A 16520-nucleotide genomic window follows, 5' to 3' on the forward strand; every position below is an offset into this window, starting at 1 on the left:
AAGCCGGGGCACGTCCGTGAACCCCCCGACACCTAAAGTAGTTTGTCGCGCGCGTAGGCGGCGGCTTCCGTGCGGTTGCGAACGCCGATCTTGGCGAAGGCGTTGTTGATGTGCGTCTTGACGGTCGTCTCCGCGATGAAGAGGGCCGAACCGATCTCCGCGTTGCTCAGGCCCCTGGCGACGAGCCTCAGCACCTCGACCTCCCGCACCGTCAGCCCGTCGGGACAGGCCGTGACCGGCGGTGGTGTGGCGCGAGACAGCGCGTCGACCAGCCGGCGGGACACCGCGGCCGAGAACGTCGACTGCCCAGTGGCGGCGGAGCGGAGGGCGGCGGCGATTTCAACGCGTCCGGCATCCTTGGTGAGATAGCCGCAGGCCCCGGCCAGCAGGGCGGAGTCCACGGACTGGTCATCGTCGTAGGTGGTCAACACCACGACGACCACCTCTGGGTACTCGCGGGTGATCCGCCGTGTGGCCTCGACGCCGTCCATCACGGGCATGCGCAGGTCCATGAGCACGATGTCGGGACGCAGCTCGGCCACCAGCCTCAGGGCCTTTTCGCCGTCCCTGGCGTCGCCCACCACCTCCACGTCGTCAACCAGGTCCAGCAACGCCACCAGGCCCTCGCGCATGAGCTGCTGGTCGTCTACGACCACAACCCTCACTCTGGCACCTCCGCTCGCACTTCCCACAGGCCACCCGCCGGTCCAGCGATCAAGGTCCCGCCCGCGAGCGCCAGCCGCTCACCCATGCCTTGCAGGCCGTGCCCGGATGAGGCCGCCGCGCGTCCGGCCGCGCACGGGTTGCGCACCACCAGCCGAACGGCGTCCTCGCCGTAGCCGAGCTTGATCGTGATCGGCTCGCCCGGGGCATGCTTGGCGGCGTTGGTCAGCGCCTCGCGTGCCGTACGCAGTAGGCAGACCTCCGCCGCCGGGGGGATCGGCCGCCGCGTGCCCGTCGTGCGCAGCTCGGCGGGCACGTCATGGTCCCTGCGGTGCTCGGCGACCAGCAGATTGAGCGCGTCGGGCAGCGGCGGTACGTCCTCGCGCAGGGCCGCCACCGCCGAGCGTGCCTCGACCAGCCCCTCCCTAGCCAGAGCCCGTGCCCTGTGGATGCGCGTCAGCGCTCCTTCCACATCGCCTCGCTCGGAGAGCAGGGCCTCGGCGACCTCCAGCTGCACCCCCAAGGCGCCGAGGGAGTGCGCGAGCACGTCGTGGAGCTCCCTGGCGATGCGAGCCCGCTCGTCGAGCGCCATGGCCCTGACCCGGTCCTGCTGGGCACGGCGGTAGTGGCGCCGATGCAACGCGAAGAGCACGGCGCACATCATGACCGCCCCGCGAACCACGATCGCCGATCGCGGCTGCTCCCACCACAGCATGCTGCCGACCATGAGAGCCAGGTCGCCCGCGGTAACCGCGACGATCGCTCCCATGCTCGGCGTCACGTGCGCCACGAACAGCAGCAGTGTCGCGAACAGCAGGACCGTGGGCGCCGCCTCGGCCGATCCTGAGACCGACGCGGCGATCGCCGAACCGGCCGCGAGCAAGGCCATGGCTACGCGCGGAAATCGGCCGTCGAGCAGGACGAAAGTCAGCCAGCACGCCATAGATGCGCCGAGCGCCGACCACACCAGCGCGGGAGCGCGATCGGGCGAGGCGGTCGCGAGCGACCAGGCGAAGACCAGGCTCATCAGCAGCCTGACCAGGCGGCCGGTTTCGGGGTCGTCGGCCGCCAGTAGCCGCACGACCCGCTCCCGCACCTCCCGCATCGCCTAGCGCGAGTCCTTCAAGGTCAGAATCATGTCCACCAAGATAACCCGGAAGGCCACGAAGCCGGCGATCACCAGCAGGGCCACGACCACGATCGCGAGCAGGAGCTTGCCGTTCATCTTTCCCCCGTTGGCGTCCAGGAGCCGGTGCAACAGGTCGAGCCAGATGCCCGACCGTCCGAAGCGTTTGTCCATGCCTGGAAGGTAGGGAGAGGGTGGGGTGGAGCGGCACCACCGAAGGATGGAGAGCGGGATGGAGCTCGACGTTGCCAGTACGCGGAGGGCGGAGTTGAGACTGGAGTCCTTGGCAGGCACCGGCAGCAGGCACGCTCGAGGGGGAGCCGACACCGGCGACCTGGCCCGCTGGTGCGGAGCTAGGCAGACGGAATGGTGAGATCGTCGGCATCAACCCCTGAGCTCTCCATCGAAGCCGGGCGCTTCACTTTTGTTCGTGAGCTCCTGGGCTGGCTCAGATTCTTGCGTCAGGTGGTGACTGAGTCGGTCTGCTGGCCGTACGCGCTGACGATGGTGTCCAGGAGACCTGGGAAGCGGTCCTCGAGATCTTCAAAGCGAAGTGCGGTCCAGCGACGGTTGCCGTCCTCGCGCTGGCGGATGATGCCGGCCTCTCGGAGCACCCGGAAGTGGTGAGTGAGTGTGGAAGGCGCGACGTCGACCGGGAAGGTGCCGCAGGCTCGTTCGGGATCGGCGCGCAGGGTCCGCACGATGGTCATGCGGGTGGGGTCGGCGAGGGCGTGCAGCACGTCTAGCACGTCGAACTCGTCGACGTCCGGGTGGATCAGCGTCGCGCGACGGCTGTGTGATCGGGGCATCTCGCACCTCTCTTTCGACAAACATCGTACAGGGTGATAAGACTTTCGTAGTACTACGAACGTCGAAATAGGAGTTCGGGATGCGCGCTTTGGTGATGACAGCACCGTCACAGGGATCGGACCGCACACAGATCCAAGAGATCGACACACCCCGTCCGGGCCCAGGAGAAGTGACCATCGATGTCGCCTACGCAGGGGTGAACTTCCTCGACGTGATGGCGCGCCGCGGCGACGTTGGATACGTGCCTGCCTGGCCGTATGTTCCGGGACTTGAGGTAGCCGGCACTGTACGCGAGGTTGGCGCGGGCGTCAGCGATCTCACCGCTGGACAGCGGGTGGCCGCGTTCACTCCAGGAGGTGGCCTGTCCGAGGTCGCACTCACGCGTGCGGTGCTCACCGTACCGATACCAGACCAGATCTCGTTGCTCACGGCAGCAGGCACCCCGATGATGTTCTCAACCGCCTTGCTACTGCTGACCGACTCCGCCAGGCTCGGCCCCGGTGACAATGTGCTGGTGCATTCGGCCAGCGGTGGTGTGGGCAGTGCTCTCGCGCAGTTGGTGCCCGCGATAGGCGGGGGACTGCTCATCGGCACCGTCGGTCGCCCTGACAAGGTCGCCTCGGCGCAGAAGAGCGGCTACGACGTCGTGATTGCTCGTGGCGATGGTCTGATCGAGGCGGTACGTGCGGCCACCGGAGGGGGCGGCGTCGATGTCGTCCTGGACCCGCTGGGCACCAGCATGCTCGATGTCGATCTGGCGGTCACGGCGCCCGGCGGACGGATCGTGCTGTTCGGCAATGCCGGCGGAGGGCAGCCCGCTCCGCTTCCGCCCGCGGGCAAACTCATTGGTGGCAACGTCGCGATCGGCGGGTTCAGCATCAGCAGTCTGGGCGCTTCCGCTCCCGAGCGTGTCGCCGCAGCCCTGCGCCGCGTCCTGGACATGATCGCGACCGGTCGGCTCGACGTTGCCGTCACCAAGGTCGACTCACTCGCCGACGTGCCCGCCGTGCACCAGCTGCTCGCCGACGGCCGCGGCAACGGCAAGTACGTGACCCGAGTGACCTCCACGGAATAGAAAATCCTCGCGGCACTGTCGCTGCCTGCGTTTGAGTTCCGGACGTACACACGGTGCCGGGCCTGGACCGTGAGTGTTGGAGCGGGTGACGGGAATCGAACCCGCGCTGTCAGCTTGGGAACAGGCTACTGATCTTACTGTGCTGAGCTGGGAAACAAGGGTGCAGGTCAAGGCCGGTCGAGCCCTTGGGGCCGGTCGGCGCGCGGGCGTGGACGCGCGCTCATGTCCGCCGTGGTGCGGCCGGTCGCCACCGTCGGGGAACTTCGAACAGCCACGTCGCGCGCACTGCGAGCAGCCCGCGGTGGATCGCCAGGCTCAGGCCGATCACCACGGCGGTCAGCAGAATCGGATACTCCGCCACCGTAAGCGCCTGTCCGCCGCCGCCCAGCCCGGACATCGGACCGACGAGGAACCCGTGCAGCAGGGCGAGCAGGGGCATGTGGATGACGTAGATCGGCAGCGTTCGTCGTCCAAGGGCGGCGAGCGCGTCACCCACCGGCCGCCACCTGCTCACTCGCTCAGCTGCGGTGACGCCGAAGGCCACCGCCGCGACGGACACCGCCGGCCACACCCCCACCCAGCGCTGACTGCCGGCCACGGCCATGACCGTCAGCGCCGCGGCGTACACGGCGAAGGTCAGGGCCAGGCGGCGGTTCGTGGCGGTCGCCGCCCACCGTTCGACGTACGGCTTGAAGTACAGACCGCCGAGGAAGAACACCAGGTTCTGGTAGACGCCGCCGCGGTCGCCCGGGGTGGCGAGCACGCCGGCGGCCGTGATGACGGACAGGGCCGCGGCGGCTGCGAGGATCACCGGCCGCGGCGCCCGTCGTACGGCTTTCGCGAACGCGAAATAGAGCGCGAGGGCGTACAGGTACCAGAGGTTGGAGGGGGTGATGGTGAGCTGTTCCACCAGCCCGAGCACGGAATCGGCGTGGGCGGTGGGGAAATCCGGGACCGCGGCCAGGATCGCGGTGTGGATGAGCAGCCAGACGGCGTACAAGTACAGGAATTTGGCGACCCGGGATCTGCCCAGCACGCGCCACGGGCGATTTACGGCGTTTGCTGCGAAAACCCCTGAGATGGTGAAGAACAGCGGCATCCGGAGCGGCAGGAACTGCTCGCCCAGGGTTCCCCAGGCACTGGGGACGGGAGAGCCGGCGTGCCAGCTGATCTGCAGATAGTCCTTGACGATGACGTGCCACAACACCACGAGGATGATGCATGCGCCCTTGGCGACGTCCGCCCACTGTGCCCGTTGCCGGGACGCATCGGCGCCGGGCGCGGTCGGGGCGTTCCCGGCGTGAATCCGAACGGTCGTCACGATTCTCCTTGGTCAGCGTGAGGAAGGGCGCGCCGGAGCCCCCGGGCGGCTGATTCGGTTTCCGGCCGGGTTTCCTGTTTCAGGGGGCAGCGGCCTGTCAGGGCCAGGGCGCGCGGGGGTGGGAGGTTCCGCTGAGCGGACCGGGGGGCCTCCCGAAGGCGGCTGTCGGCTCTGGAGAAGCTTCGCTGCCGGGCCCGGGACGGCGCATCGGCCCCTGGGCAGGGATCTGCCCGGCACCGGCTCTGCCTTTCGGCCGATATCGGCATCCCGCACTCTGACTACGCTGGTCACGATGACGACGCCGCAGATCCGACGCTTGTGGTTACGCCTGGGCCAGGTGGCCGGGCTGACCGTGATGGCGATCCTCGGGATCATCGACGTCCGCTACGGCATGCTCCAGCTCTCCCTAGATGGCCTTGTGCTGTCCCTGGTACGGGTGGGGCTGGCCGTGGCCACCGTGAGGGTCTGGCTTCCCGAACACCCGCAGAACTCCCGGCGCCTGCCGTCGCTGGCTCTGCTGCTCGCCGCCGCGTCGATCGCCGTCACCGTCGCCACGCTGACCGCCGGGTTCGGCCTGACGGGCGTGTGGGGTCTCGCCGAGACGTGCGGCCTGCTCGCGAGCATTTACGTGGTGGCGCGCCGGGGGGCGCCCAGGTCGTCGGTCGCCGCGGTTCTGGCCCTCGGGCTGGCCGGCATCCTGCTGCCGTTGCGCGGTGCCGCCGACGACACGTACGTCATAGCCGCGCTCCTCGTCGCCCTCGGCGTGGCCGGCGCGACCGCGGGTGGGGCCTACCTGCGGTTCCTGGACCGTGGGCGGGAGCAGGTTCTCGTCACGATGCGGGCCGAGCAGCGCGCCGAGTTCGCCCGGGAACTGCATGACTTCATCGCCCACCACGTCACGGGAATCGTGGTTCAGGCGCAGGGCGCGCGGTTCATCGCCGAACAGGATCCGCAGCGGGTGATCCTCGCCCTGGAACAGATCGAGCAGGCCGGCGCGGAGACGATGAACTCGATGCGGCGGATGGTGGGCGTGCTGCGCGACCCGCACGCCGCACCGGACGCGCCGTTGACGCCGCTGGCCGGGCTGACGGAGCTCAACCCGTTGCTGGCGGGCTTCAACGGTTCAGGTGCGCCGGTGGCCCACCTGCACGTTGACGGAGATCTGGACGGGATCCCCGTCGAGGTCTCCACCACGGCCTACCGGGTGGTGATGGAGGCGTTGACGAACATCCGCAGACACGCGGCCGGCGCCCGATCGGTCGACGTGCAGATCTTCCGCGACCCGGAGTCGCTCTTCGTCCGGGTGACAGACGATGGCGCCACCCCGCGCGCCGCCGGGCCCCGGCGACAGCACCGGTACGGTCTCATGGGCCTCACCGAGCGGGTCCATGCCCTCGGCGGACGGTTCTCCGCCGGGCCGGGTGCCGTCGGTGGCTGGGTGGTCGACGCGGCGCTGCCGCTCGATCACGAGGCGGCGCGGTGATTCGAGTGGTGATCGCCGACGACCAGGCCATGGTCCGGACCGGCTTCAGCATGATCATCGACAGCCAGCCGGACATGGAAGTGGTGGGCGAGGCGGCGGACGGCGTGGCCGCGGTCGACCTGGCCCGGCGGCTCCGGCCCGATGTGGTGTTGCTGGACATCCGGATGCCCCGGATGGACGGCCTGGAGGCGCTCCGGCTGCTGGCGGGCAAGGGTGTCGCCGACCCGATCAAAGTGGTCGTGGTGACCACCTTCGATCTCGACGAATACGTGCACACGGCGCTGAGCACCGGCGCGTGCGGGTTCCTGCTCAAGGACTCGGGGCCGGCACTGCTGGTGGAGGCGGTCCGGGCGGCGGTGTCGGGCGATGCCATGATCAGCCCTTCGATCACGGTGCGGCTGCTGAAGCACCTCAGTCCCCCGGCCCGGGCGCACGACGACGCGGGCCTGTCGCCGCGGGAACTCGACGTGGTGAAGTTGATCGCCCGAGGCCTGACCAACGCGGAAATCGCCGAGCACCTGTTCATCGCCGTCGGCACCGTCAAGACGCATCTGGGCAGCGTGCATATGAAGCTGGGCGCCCGCAACCGGGTGGAGATCGCGGCCTGGGCGTGGGAACACCGCCTGGTCGATTAAGCCGCCGGGCTACGGCGGTGCAGGTCAAGGCCGGCCGAGCGACCGTGAGTCCCCGCGATTCACCGCCGGAACAGAGACGGAACTGAGGTCCAGTTCGGGCCTGCTCGCTGAACTGTTGACCGTCAGCGCCCCCGATCCTGGCCATCGTGGAGACGCGGGGGGCCGCGCGCAGGATCTACGTGCGCTGACCTGGGTGGGGCCGGTCGTGAGTAATCGTGGCCGACCCCTCGTCAGCGGTCCCGGTGCCTGAGGTCTGTCGGTCGACTTGTCAAAAAGCAACCACGGTAGGTTCTCACCGCTCCGGCCCGCCGCGGCGCCAGGACGATGGCACCGTCCGGCCGAGGGGCTTGTAGTAGCTGAGCAGGATGGTCACGAGCAGCACCCCGGAAGCTCCCCCGGAGTCCTTGACCAGCCCGTACGTGTCTGAGGGAACTCCTCCGGCCAGTGCCACACCGGCGGCCGCGGAGAGCGTGGGCACGAGAACGAACACGGCCAGCAGCGTGCCGCCCGCGGTGAGGACCAGCGAGATGAGCACCCACCAGTAGCGCAGCAGCCCCCACGGGGTGAGCAACCCCAAGGCGACGCCGGTGGAGAGGGCGAGCAGCGCCAGGGGCAGGACGAGGAACTCGCCGAGCATGTATCCGGCCGGATAGACGGTCAGCGGGTTCGACCCCTGCCACCCCGCGACGGCCAGAGCGAGTACGGCGGCGTCGGCACCCAGCAGTCCCAGCGAGGCGACCACATGCACGATCCGCAGTGCCTTGCGCCAAGGCGGTGACAACCGCATCCTGGGCCGGCCGTGGGGCTCACGCCTGCCTGCCGGCCGTCCTCCCGCCCGCTCTGGGAACCGGGGGTCGGCGGTGCTGTTCACTGGAGGTCCCTTCCTGGTCGGTTACGACGCGTGCTGCGGGTGGCGCCAGAAGGCGCACTGGTGACTGCTCACGAAGTTCACCGGATGCACACCTTGCGGACCGGACGCGAGCGAGAGGACCGTACCGCCGGAGTGGTAGGCCGCCCAGTGGGGTAGCCCCGGCAGGTTGGGATCGCCGGTCGCGGCGAAACGCGTCCAGTAAGCGATCATGTCGCGCGACAGCCTCTCCTGTGCGGGAGAGAGCGCCAGAGGCGGGTTAGGGCCCTCCATGAGGTACGGCAGCTCGGCCGCGTGCCCGGCTCCGAGCGGGAGGCCGACGATTTCCTGCCCCGAGCTCTCGGCGAACTCGAAGGCATAGACGGGGGCACGCCAGGCCGCCGCGTCGTCCGCCGGAAGTTGCGAGCAGGCGCCCAGTTTCGCGCCCCAGTCGGTCAGCACGGTGGCCAGTGCGAGGCTCGGTGTGGGGAAGCCGGCGACCGGATAACGATCGAGCACGGCGTCGGCGTCGTCCCCGAAGAGGTCGGCGAGTATCTCCGGATACTGCTGTGCCGTCACGGGTCGGCCCTGCGCGTCGAACTGCACTGCCACGAAAGGCCGCATCTCGTCATGGGTAGCCCCTTGGAGGAGGGGGACCGGCGCGGCCAGGCCGCGGCGCAACGCCTCCAGCGGCTGCGTCGGCAGCGCAGGCGTGCCCGCCGTGAAGATCCAGGGCATGTCACCGATGCGGGCGGTCGCGGTGAAGACCTGATCGGAGCCGATGGGGAGCAGTTCGGCCACGGGCTTGGCCCGCAGGCACGCCGCAGTCCGGGTGGCGCACCCGAGGTCGGCGGCGATCTTCGTGGCCCGCGCCCGCGCCGCCGCCCGGGTGACGAAGGCGTCGCCGCAGGGGCCGCTCTCCACGATCGCCTTCTGGAACAGGCCGCGCGATCCAGGCGCTGCCAGATGGGCGCACACGCTGAAACCGCCCGCCGATTGGCCGAAGATCGTCACGTTGGCGGGATCGCCCCCGAAGGCCGCGATGTTGCGCCGCACCCAGCGCAGTGCCGCCTGCTGGTCGGCGAGCGCGTAGTTGCCCTCGTACGGGTCGCTCATGGCCGGATGGTCCAGGTAGCCCAGGGCTCCCAGCCGGTAGTTGAGTGTCACCGTGACGACCTTCCCCTGGGTGGCCATCCGGCTCAGGTCGTACTCGCTGCCCGCGCCCGCCACGAACCCGCCGCCGTGGATCCAGACCATGACGGGAAGCCGCTCGGCCGGCCGGGAGGCAGGCGTGGTGACGTTGAGGAACAGGCAGTCCTCATCGCCGAGCGGCTGCGGTGGCCGATCGGGGCCGCCTCCGTCAAGCTGGGGGCAGGGACTGCCGGGTTTGGTGGCGTCACGCACGCCTGCCCACGTCGGCGCGGGGCCCGGCGCCCGCCACCGCCGATCGCCGGTCGGCGGCGCCGCGTACGGGATCCCAGAGAACGTCCGGTGGTCGGAGCCGGGAAGACCGTGCACGGCGCCCTGGGCGGTTCGCACGAGGGCCGGATCGTGATCGCCTGCCACCCGTGCGTGGGCCACGCCTCCGCCCAGCGGAACCATCAGGACGGCGGCGAGGACAAGCAACAGCGGCTTTCTACGCATGCGGCCAGACTTTCGGCTTCCGGGTTGTTCCGCGTCGTCTCGTCGGCGGTCCCGCGACTACGTCTCCTGTCGTATGCGAAACAGGGGACGGCTCCGAGAGCGCGCACGATCTTCCGCAGGGCCTTCCTGATCACCTGCATGTGCGCGGGGGGTGCGGCCGGCGGCGAAGTCGCGCGCGTCGATCATCTGGAGGGCGCGGTCCGGGTCGCCGGGGGCCAGCACTTTGCCGCCCCGCGCCATCCGGTCCAGCCACCACAGCAGGCGGCCCACGTTCTCGTACGGGCCGACGAGCAGGCCGCAGTTGAGGATCAGCGAGCGGTCCGCGCCGAACCGCTCCAGCACCGCGCGTTCGCACCCGGCCTTCAAGTGGTTGCCTGCGGGCTGGCCGGGCGGGGTGTCGGCAGGACAGGGGCACGTGAGGGAGTCCTCGTTCATGGGGCGCTCACCCCAGTCCGAGAACGCGTGGATGGAGGAGACGAACGTGTAGTGGCCGGCGCGCTCGCGTAGGAGCCCGGCGGAGAGCAGTACGTCGCTCGGCTGCTCCCCGGAGGTGTCCACCACCGCATCTCAGCTCTGGCCGAATGGCGGGAATCGAACCCGCGCTGTCAGCTTGGGAAGTCTTTCAAGATCAAGCCGTCCCAGCTGGGAAACCGTTGACCTGGGCCTATGGCGGTCGAGTCACCGCGAGTCCCCGTGGTTGACTGCTGATCGCCGTCCGTTCTGGCACGCATCTGGCACGTGATTAACGTCGCCGGGGCGATCTTGGCGAGCAAGCACGATCGAGAAGTGGGCGCGGGGGTAGGACTGGCATCCGTTCCCGCCGCGGGTTACCATGGAGTGCATATACCATTGACGGTATGCCGCAGTGGGAGATTGACCTAGAGCCGGAGGTGGAGTCTTGGCTGGACGGACTTTCCTTTCCGCTCTACCAGCGGGTCATGCGGAACGTAGACGACTACCTCGTCACTGGTGGCATCCCTGATGGGGATCACGTAAAGAAGCTGAAGGATGCCGAAGGTGTGCACGAGCTGCGTGTTGCTCTCGACCGCACGACCTGGCGGTTGACCTTCTGGAAGCCGTCCAACAAGGTGATCGTGATCCTGACCGTCTTTCGCAAGACACAGGATGGGACGCAGACCGCCGACATCGACCGAGCGATCACTGCTAAGAAGCGGTGTGAGGCAGAGCACGACCTAACCACCACGCACGTGTTCGAGAGGAGCGCATGATGAGTCACAGCCGTTGGGAGACCTACAAGGCGAAGCGTCTGCGCGCGATGGAAGCGGATGCGCAGCCCCACTCCGAATACGAGCAGGCGGGCCGTGACTTGGAGCTCGGAGACCAGTTGCGTGAGATCCGTAAGCGCCGAGGCTTGTCTCAGAAGGTCGTAGCGGAGCGCTCTGGCATGTCTCAACCCGCCCTGTCTCGCATCGAGGGCGGTGGCGGCATTCCGGATATAGCGACACTGCTGCGCCTCGGTGCGGCAATGGGGGTTCGGTTCCGCGTCGAGCTCGTCGTCGATGACGACACCACCGAAGTCGAGCCTCTGAGGTTGCATCACCGGCAGCTCGCGACCGCATAAGTTGCAGATGACCACTTCGAGGCTGCGTTCGTAGGCTTCCGCTGCGCCTTCCGCGGTAGCGGTCTTCAGCCGCGACAGGCTTACTCGGGAGCGGTCAGCATCAGGGAAGCGAGGAAGGCTCAGCTCTAGACCGCATTCTTGAGCTGGGCCTTTGAGGTTGGAGCGGGTGACGGGAATCGAACCCGCGCTGTCAGCTTGGGAAGCCTTCCGAGATCACGCGCCCTGAGCTGGGTAAACGCTGACCTGCGCCTACGGCGGTCGAGTCACCGTGAGTTCCCGATAGTTCCCGCTGGTCGCCAGCCGAACGGGCACGCAACGGGCACGGGCGGTCGACAGGAGTGCCGTGGAAGGTCCCTAATCAAGAGCCCGCCTGCTCCTCGAAGCCGGGAAACCAGGAAACATCATCATCCCTCTCCTCAGGGGGCGGTGGGAGGATCGTAGACAGATCCTCATCTATTTCGATCTTGTATTGCGTAGCTATCGCGGCAATGTAAAAGCCCATGCGAGACCGCAGATCACCCAGTGCAAGGCCGAACCGGTTGGCTCCAGTCGGACCCATCTGGAATCCGAAGTTCCTGCCTCCCGGTCCAGCGGCATCAACAAAGTTGCGGCATGTGGCCCGCATGGCCTTGAGGATGTGGCGGAGTTCTCGACCTACTCCGTCCCGTCTGAGCTGTTCCGTGAGGAAGGTCCTGATCTGGAGGGCCGAGTGAACGCAGTCGCCTTCGTCGTCAACATGCCGATCGCCGAAGAGGAGCCTACGGTCTTCCAGGAAGACGATCACCTCGTTAGCGATCTTTCGGTCTGTGCTTGTCTTCTGCCATTGAATGCCGAAGCCCGGCAGGCTCACGCCTGTAACTTCATAAGGGATGCGACCCATACGCTTGAGCGTAGTGTCCGCTTACGCCGATCGGAGTGGAATCACGGTCAGTAGCATGCACGAGGTGGGCATGACCTCATGAGCAGCCGGAATCTGGCGATGGAATCGAACCTGCGCTGTCAGCTTGGGAAGTGTATGGATCAGGGCTCGTAGGGCCGCTGAGCTGGGATTCGGGCCGGTCGTGAGTGACCGTGGTTGACCCTTCGTCACCCTGTCTAATTGCACGCTAGTTGCACGGTGATCTTGCTGTGGTGCAGCCAGTACGCTCCTGTCGTGTTGACCGTGCAGTGGCCCGATGACTTCGGTGACTATGCCTGGGAGGTTGAGGCCAAGGGCTGGTTCGAAGGCGTCACGGTGGAGTGGAACGGGGCGCGTATCCGACCTGTGTTCTACGATCCGGTACGGCTGAACCAAGAGATCTCGGATGAGCTCGCCGGCGGCTCCTACTTCCGGGAACCCAACCTCATCGTGATCGAGAAGGTAACGCGTGATCACATGGAGGTGGCCATCGCTGCCCTCTAGGAACAGGACCTGGCTCGCCTGATCCCCGAGTGAGCGCGTGACGGGAATCAGGCCCATGCGGTCAGCTTGGGAATTGCAGGGAACACGAGCAAGGGGAGGCCATATGCCTGAGAACGGAACGGCTGCGGGCAAGGACTCTGCGAGTGAAACGCGGACCTTCTCTGCGCTGCCGAAGCAGACGGAGGACGGATCGGAGCCCTTCCACAGGTGCGTGGCCGAATTGATCCGGCTGTTCGGGATCGAGGTCACTCCCGTGCCGGGTGCGCGCACGTGGGTATCGCAGGCGCGAGTAGCGATTCGCAAGGATTCGCCACGCGATCGGGACTGCCGGGGGAGTGCTTCGACGCGCTGATCGAGGCGGCGGTCTACGACCCGAACCCGAGTTTCAACCGCGTGTTCGTCGAGTCGGCTCTGAATGCCTTCGGGCGTCGCCGTGTCCAGTTGGCGCTGCTCGACTATCTGCGAACAGGCACCGACCAGGAGCGCGCGGGCTCGGCACGGGCGTGGTACTGGTCGGCCCTCCCTCTTCGGCTTCTGCACTTGAGCGCAGAGATGCCGGCCAACGCCGAAGAGACGGCCGAGGCCATCTGGCACGAGTCCGCGCTGCGCGAGTTCATCCGCAATGAGCACGTGGACGTCCGGCGTTGCATCCTTCCTGGTCTGCCGCTCTTTCCAAAGGCGTACCCGCCGGAACTTCACACCCTCATCGACACCGCGGTGGCGATCGCCCGATCGCATCCCGACGAGTACATCCGCCACCGTGTTGAGATCCAGATCCACCACTGACCAACCGCTGGAGAAGCAGGAACGGAGTGGCGGAAGACTGGCAGCGCAGCCTCATTAGACAACGATCAGCTCGTGACGTCTCCTGCGTGGCGCGCACGCCTCGCCACCCTGATCACCCCGTATGCCGTCGACCCGCCCGAAGGGGAAGCGGGCCAAGACCGCCGGGTCCAGGTGGAGCGCCCCGCGGACGAACGACCTGGACCCGGCGGTCTTGGTCTGCTCGGCTCGTCCCGGGTCGATGGCGGGCGGGGTGATCAGGCCCTACCTCAACCACCTACGGCCGAGTGACGGTGAGCATGCCCTTGGCGATCACCCGGCCTCAAGGACCTGATGGCCCGGATGGGGCACGACAACGTCCGGGCGGCCATGATCCATCAGCACGCTGTACGAGGTGCCGACAGAACGATCACGGACGCGATCGACAAGCACATCGGCGGGGCCGGTGACGAGGGCGGGGATGGCTCGGCAGGCGTCCCGGTCCCCGTGGGCTAATTGCACGCTAATTGCACGGAAGATCGAGATGACCTCAGAAACAATCAAGGCCCGGGTCTGGGTTCCTGTCCTGACCTGGGCCTTCGCTCGTGGAGCGGGTGACGGGAATCGAACCCGCGCTGTCAGCTTGGGAAGCTGATGTTCTGCCATTGAACTACACCCGCGTGACCGGCTGCTAAGCCCGCCGCTGCCCCTACTGTAGCGGATTCGGGGCGTGCTCCTGCAGTCCCGACGCGAAGATCCCCGATACCCCCCGGTCAGGGGGCCCACTAGCCTTGCACCCGTGCTGCTTTCCGATCGTGACCTCCGCGCCGAGATCGAGTCGGGCAGGGTGAAGCTCGACCCGTACGACCCGGCGATGATTCAGCCGTCCAGTATCGATGTGCGGTTGGACCGCTACTTCCGGGTGTTCGAGAACCATCGCTATCCGCATATCGACCCCGCGATGGAGCAGCCGGACCTCACCCGGCGGGTGGAGCCGGACGGCGACGAGCCGTTCATCCTGCACCCGGGGGAGTTCGTGCTGGCCAGTACGTACGAAGTGATCAGTCTGCCCGACGACGTCGCCTCACGGCTGGAGGGCAAGTCGAGCCTGGGCCGGCTGGGCCTGCTGACGCACTCGACGGCCGGCTTCATCGACCCCGGCTTCGACGGGCATGTCACGCTCGAACTGTCCAACGTCGCCACGCTGCCGATCAAGCTGTGGCCGGGTATGAAGATCGGTCAGCTCTGCATGTTCCGGCTCAGCTCGCCCGCGGAGTTCCCCTACGGCTCGGACCGGTACGGCTCGCGCTACCAGGGGCAGCGGGGCCCGACCCCGAGCAGGTCGTTCCTGAACTTCCACCGCACCAAGATCTGAAGTGGCTCAGGCAACAAGTGTGTTACGGGGGACGTTCTGGGCAGCGGGAAGGGGAAGAGTAGGTTACAAGCGGGCTTGTATGGCCTGAACTTCGCATTTCCACTGGTAACCCGTACTCTTCTCTGCGGACCGTCCCCGCACATCTGGAGAAACGACGTGCGCCTGCGTCTCACGCCCCGTGAGGACAGCTACTACGACTTGTTCGCCGACTCGGCGAACAACCTCGTCACCGCATCGCGTCTGCTGGTCGAGATCATCAGCGACGGTTCGGACCGGGAGGGTCTGGCCGAGAAGATGCGCGCCTGCGAACACGCAGGCGACGAGCGCACTCACGCGATCATGAACCGGCTCAACGAGAGCTTCATCACGCCCTTCGACCGCGAGGACATCTACCGCCTCGCGTCGAATCTCGACGACGTGATGGACTACATGGAGGCTGCGGCCGACCTGATCGTCCTCTACCAGATCGACCACCTGCCCAAGGAGGTCGTACGCCAGGTGGAGGTCCTCGAACGGGCCGCCGAGCTGACGGCGGACGCGATGCCGCGTCTGCGGTCGATGCAGCACCTCAACGAATACTGGATCGAGATCAACCGGCTCGAGAACCAGGCCGACCAGGTCTACCGCAGGCTGCTGGCGAAGTTGTTCAGCGGCGAGTACGACGCCCTCACCGTCATGAAGATGCGTGAGGTCATCGAGCAGCTTGAGCTCGCCGCGGACGCCTTCGAGCACGTCGCGAACACGATCGAGACGATCGCAGTCAAGGAAAGCTAAGTGGAGCTTGCGCTTGTCATCGGCGTGATCGTCATCGCGCTGGCGTTCGACTACACGAACGGTTTCCATGACGCGGCGAACGCCATCGCCACCTCTGTCTCCACCCGCGCGCTGACGCCGCGCATCGCACTCCTCCTCGCCGCGGTCATGAACTTCATCGGCGCCCATCTCGGCACCGAGGTGGCCCAGACCGTGGGCAAGGGGATCATCGATGCTCCGGACGGCACCCATGGGCTGCTCATCGTGGGCGGCGCACTCATCGGGGCGATCGTCTGGAACCTCATCACCTGGTACTTCGGCCTGCCCTCGTCGAGCAGCCACGCCCTGATCGGCGGACTGTGCGGCTCCGCCATCGCCGCCAGCGCGACCGTGCACTGGTCCGGGGTGCTGGAGAAGGTCGTCATCCCCATGATCTTGTCGCCTGTCATCGGGTTCGTCCTGGGCGGCATCATCATGACCATTCTTCTCTGGATCTTCCGCAAGTCCAACCCCCACCGCACCAGCCGGGGATTCCGGTACGTGCAGCCCGTGTCGGCGGCCGCCATCGCGCTCGGCCACGGACTGCAGGACGCGCAGAAGACGATGGGCGTGATCTTCCTGGCGCTCGTCGTCGGCGGATACGCCTCCCCGCAGAGCGGCATTCCCGAGTGGGTCATCACGGCCTCGGCCACGGCGATCTCTCTCGGCACGTACTCCGGTGGCTGGCGCATCATGCGGACGATGGGCAGGCGGATCATCCACCTGGACCCGCCGAGCGGTTTCGCGGCCGAGACGGCGGCGTCGTCGGTCCTCTACACCGCCGCCATCGGGTTCGGCGCCCCGATCTCGACCACGCACACCATGACCTCCGCGATCATGGGTGTGGGCGCCACACGGCGGCTGTCGGCCGTACGGTGGGGCATAGCCGGCAACATCGTGACCGGGTGGATCCTGACGATCCCCGCCGCGGCCGTCGTCGCGGCGCTCGGCTACTTCCTCCTCAACCTCATCCTCGGATAGATCGCACAGGAAACGGGCCGGC

19 protein-coding genes and 1 tRNA gene are annotated in these 16520 nt (G+C 67.3%); 10 read left to right on the top strand and 10 right to left on the bottom strand.

The features are described from left to right. Positions 1-32: 32 nt before the first annotated feature. From FLX07_RS26245 to FLX07_RS26260, 4 genes are all read right to left on the bottom strand, one after another. Positions 33-665, bottom strand: a complete 633-nt coding sequence (locus tag FLX07_RS26245) for a response regulator (RefSeq protein ID WP_229689514.1) — start codon at positions 663-665, stop codon at positions 33-35. Continuing rightward, positions 662-1768 carry a sensor histidine kinase gene (locus FLX07_RS26250; RefSeq protein ID WP_142574351.1) on the bottom strand — a complete coding sequence of 369 codons (1107 nt, stop codon included), beginning with the start codon at positions 1766-1768 and terminating at the stop codon, positions 662-664. Before FLX07_RS26250 ends, FLX07_RS26245 begins: the two co-directional genes overlap by 4 nt. A 3-nt stretch (positions 1769-1771) precedes the next feature. After that, on the bottom strand, positions 1772-1963 hold the full coding sequence (locus FLX07_RS26255) for a hypothetical protein (protein ID WP_142574352.1): 192 nt from the start codon (positions 1961-1963) through the stop codon (positions 1772-1774). A gap of 287 nt (positions 1964-2250) precedes the next feature. Next, positions 2251-2598: an ArsR/SmtB family transcription factor gene (locus tag FLX07_RS26260; protein WP_142574353.1), complete on the bottom strand. Its 348-nt coding sequence runs from the start codon at positions 2596-2598 to the stop codon at positions 2251-2253. A gap of 170 nt (positions 2599-2768) precedes the next feature. Here FLX07_RS26260 and FLX07_RS26265 point away from each other — a divergent pair, with 170 nt between their 5' ends. Beyond that, positions 2769-3674, top strand: coding sequence for a quinone oxidoreductase family protein (locus FLX07_RS26265; RefSeq protein WP_208762401.1), 906 nt, complete (start codon positions 2769-2771; stop codon positions 3672-3674). Between the two features lie 220 nt (positions 3675-3894). On the opposite strand, the gene FLX07_RS26270 is transcribed toward FLX07_RS26265, so the two are convergent. Then, complete coding sequence (locus tag FLX07_RS26270; RefSeq protein WP_208762402.1) at positions 3895-4995, bottom strand: acyltransferase family protein; 1101 nt, start codon at positions 4993-4995, stop codon at positions 3895-3897. Positions 4996-5287: 292 nt separating this feature from the next. On the opposite strand from FLX07_RS26270, the gene FLX07_RS26275 reads away from it, so the two are divergent. Both FLX07_RS26275 and FLX07_RS26280 read left to right on the top strand, forming a co-directional pair. Beyond that, the gene (locus FLX07_RS26275) at positions 5288-6478 is read left to right on the top strand and encodes a sensor histidine kinase (protein WP_142574355.1); all 1191 of its coding nucleotides are present in this window, start codon (positions 5288-5290) and stop codon (positions 6476-6478) included. Then, the gene (locus FLX07_RS26280; RefSeq protein WP_142574356.1) at positions 6475-7113 is read left to right on the top strand and encodes a response regulator; all 639 of its coding nucleotides are present in this window, start codon (positions 6475-6477) and stop codon (positions 7111-7113) included. The genes FLX07_RS26275 and FLX07_RS26280 overlap by 4 nt, the downstream gene beginning before the upstream one ends. A 292-nt stretch (positions 7114-7405) precedes the next feature. Here FLX07_RS26280 and FLX07_RS26285 read toward each other — a convergent pair whose 3' ends face one another. From FLX07_RS26285 to FLX07_RS26295, 3 genes are all read right to left on the bottom strand, one after another. Next, positions 7406-7894, bottom strand: coding sequence for a hypothetical protein (locus FLX07_RS26285; protein ID WP_223853957.1), 489 nt, complete (start codon positions 7892-7894; stop codon positions 7406-7408). Between the two features lie 111 nt (positions 7895-8005). Continuing rightward, entirely contained in the window at positions 8006-9604 is a 1599-nt protein-coding gene (locus FLX07_RS26290) for a carboxylesterase/lipase family protein (RefSeq protein WP_208762403.1), read from the bottom strand. Positions 9605-9661: 57 nt separating this feature from the next. Beyond that, positions 9662-10162 (bottom strand): Rossmann-fold NAD(P)-binding domain-containing protein, encoded by a 501-nt coding sequence (locus FLX07_RS26295; protein ID WP_142574357.1) that lies wholly within the window; start codon positions 10160-10162, stop codon positions 9662-9664. A 299-nt stretch (positions 10163-10461) separates the two neighbouring features. Here FLX07_RS26295 and FLX07_RS26300 point away from each other — a divergent pair, with 299 nt between their 5' ends. Both FLX07_RS26300 and FLX07_RS26305 read left to right on the top strand, forming a co-directional pair. Beyond that, a complete protein-coding gene (locus FLX07_RS26300) occupies positions 10462-10833 on the top strand; it encodes a type II toxin-antitoxin system RelE/ParE family toxin (protein WP_142574358.1) in 372 nt (123 codons plus the stop codon). Beyond that, entirely contained in the window at positions 10830-11186 is a 357-nt protein-coding gene (locus tag FLX07_RS26305) for a helix-turn-helix domain-containing protein (RefSeq protein ID WP_223853958.1), read from the top strand. The genes FLX07_RS26300 and FLX07_RS26305 overlap by 4 nt, the downstream gene beginning before the upstream one ends. A 358-nt stretch (positions 11187-11544) precedes the next feature. Here the strand turns inward: FLX07_RS26305 and FLX07_RS26310 are convergent, their stop codons facing one another. Then, a complete protein-coding gene (locus FLX07_RS26310) occupies positions 11545-12036 on the bottom strand; it encodes a DUF6650 family protein (RefSeq protein WP_142574359.1) in 492 nt (163 codons plus the stop codon). Between the two features lie 303 nt (positions 12037-12339). Here FLX07_RS26310 and FLX07_RS26315 point away from each other — a divergent pair, with 303 nt between their 5' ends. Then, positions 12340-12588, top strand: coding sequence for a hypothetical protein (locus FLX07_RS26315; protein ID WP_142574360.1), 249 nt, complete (start codon positions 12340-12342; stop codon positions 12586-12588). Positions 12589-12858: 270 nt separating this feature from the next. Continuing rightward, positions 12859-13374, top strand: a complete 516-nt coding sequence (locus FLX07_RS26320; protein WP_208762404.1) for a hypothetical protein — start codon at positions 12859-12861, stop codon at positions 13372-13374. Positions 13375-13956: 582 nt separating this feature from the next. Here the strand turns inward: FLX07_RS26320 and FLX07_RS26325 are convergent. After that, positions 13957-14030 (bottom strand) — tRNA-Gly (locus tag FLX07_RS26325). A 119-nt stretch (positions 14031-14149) separates the two neighbouring features. Here FLX07_RS26325 and dcd point away from each other — a divergent pair. The 3 genes from dcd to FLX07_RS26340 all read left to right on the top strand — a co-directional run bounded on the left by dcd (position 14150) and on the right by FLX07_RS26340 (position 16498). Next, the gene (gene dcd, locus FLX07_RS26330) at positions 14150-14725 is read left to right on the top strand and encodes a dCTP deaminase (RefSeq protein ID WP_142574361.1); all 576 of its coding nucleotides are present in this window, start codon (positions 14150-14152) and stop codon (positions 14723-14725) included. A gap of 156 nt (positions 14726-14881) precedes the next feature. After that, complete coding sequence (locus FLX07_RS26335; RefSeq protein WP_030510423.1) at positions 14882-15499, top strand: DUF47 domain-containing protein; 618 nt, start codon at positions 14882-14884, stop codon at positions 15497-15499. Next, a complete protein-coding gene (locus FLX07_RS26340; RefSeq protein WP_142574362.1) occupies positions 15500-16498 on the top strand; it encodes an inorganic phosphate transporter in 999 nt (332 codons plus the stop codon). It abuts the gene before it with no gap. Positions 16499-16520: the final 22 nt, after the last annotated feature.

The organism is Microbispora bryophytorum (genome assembly GCF_006874465.1).
Classification (GTDB): Bacteria; Actinomycetota; Actinomycetes; order Streptosporangiales; family Streptosporangiaceae; genus Microbispora; species Microbispora bryophytorum.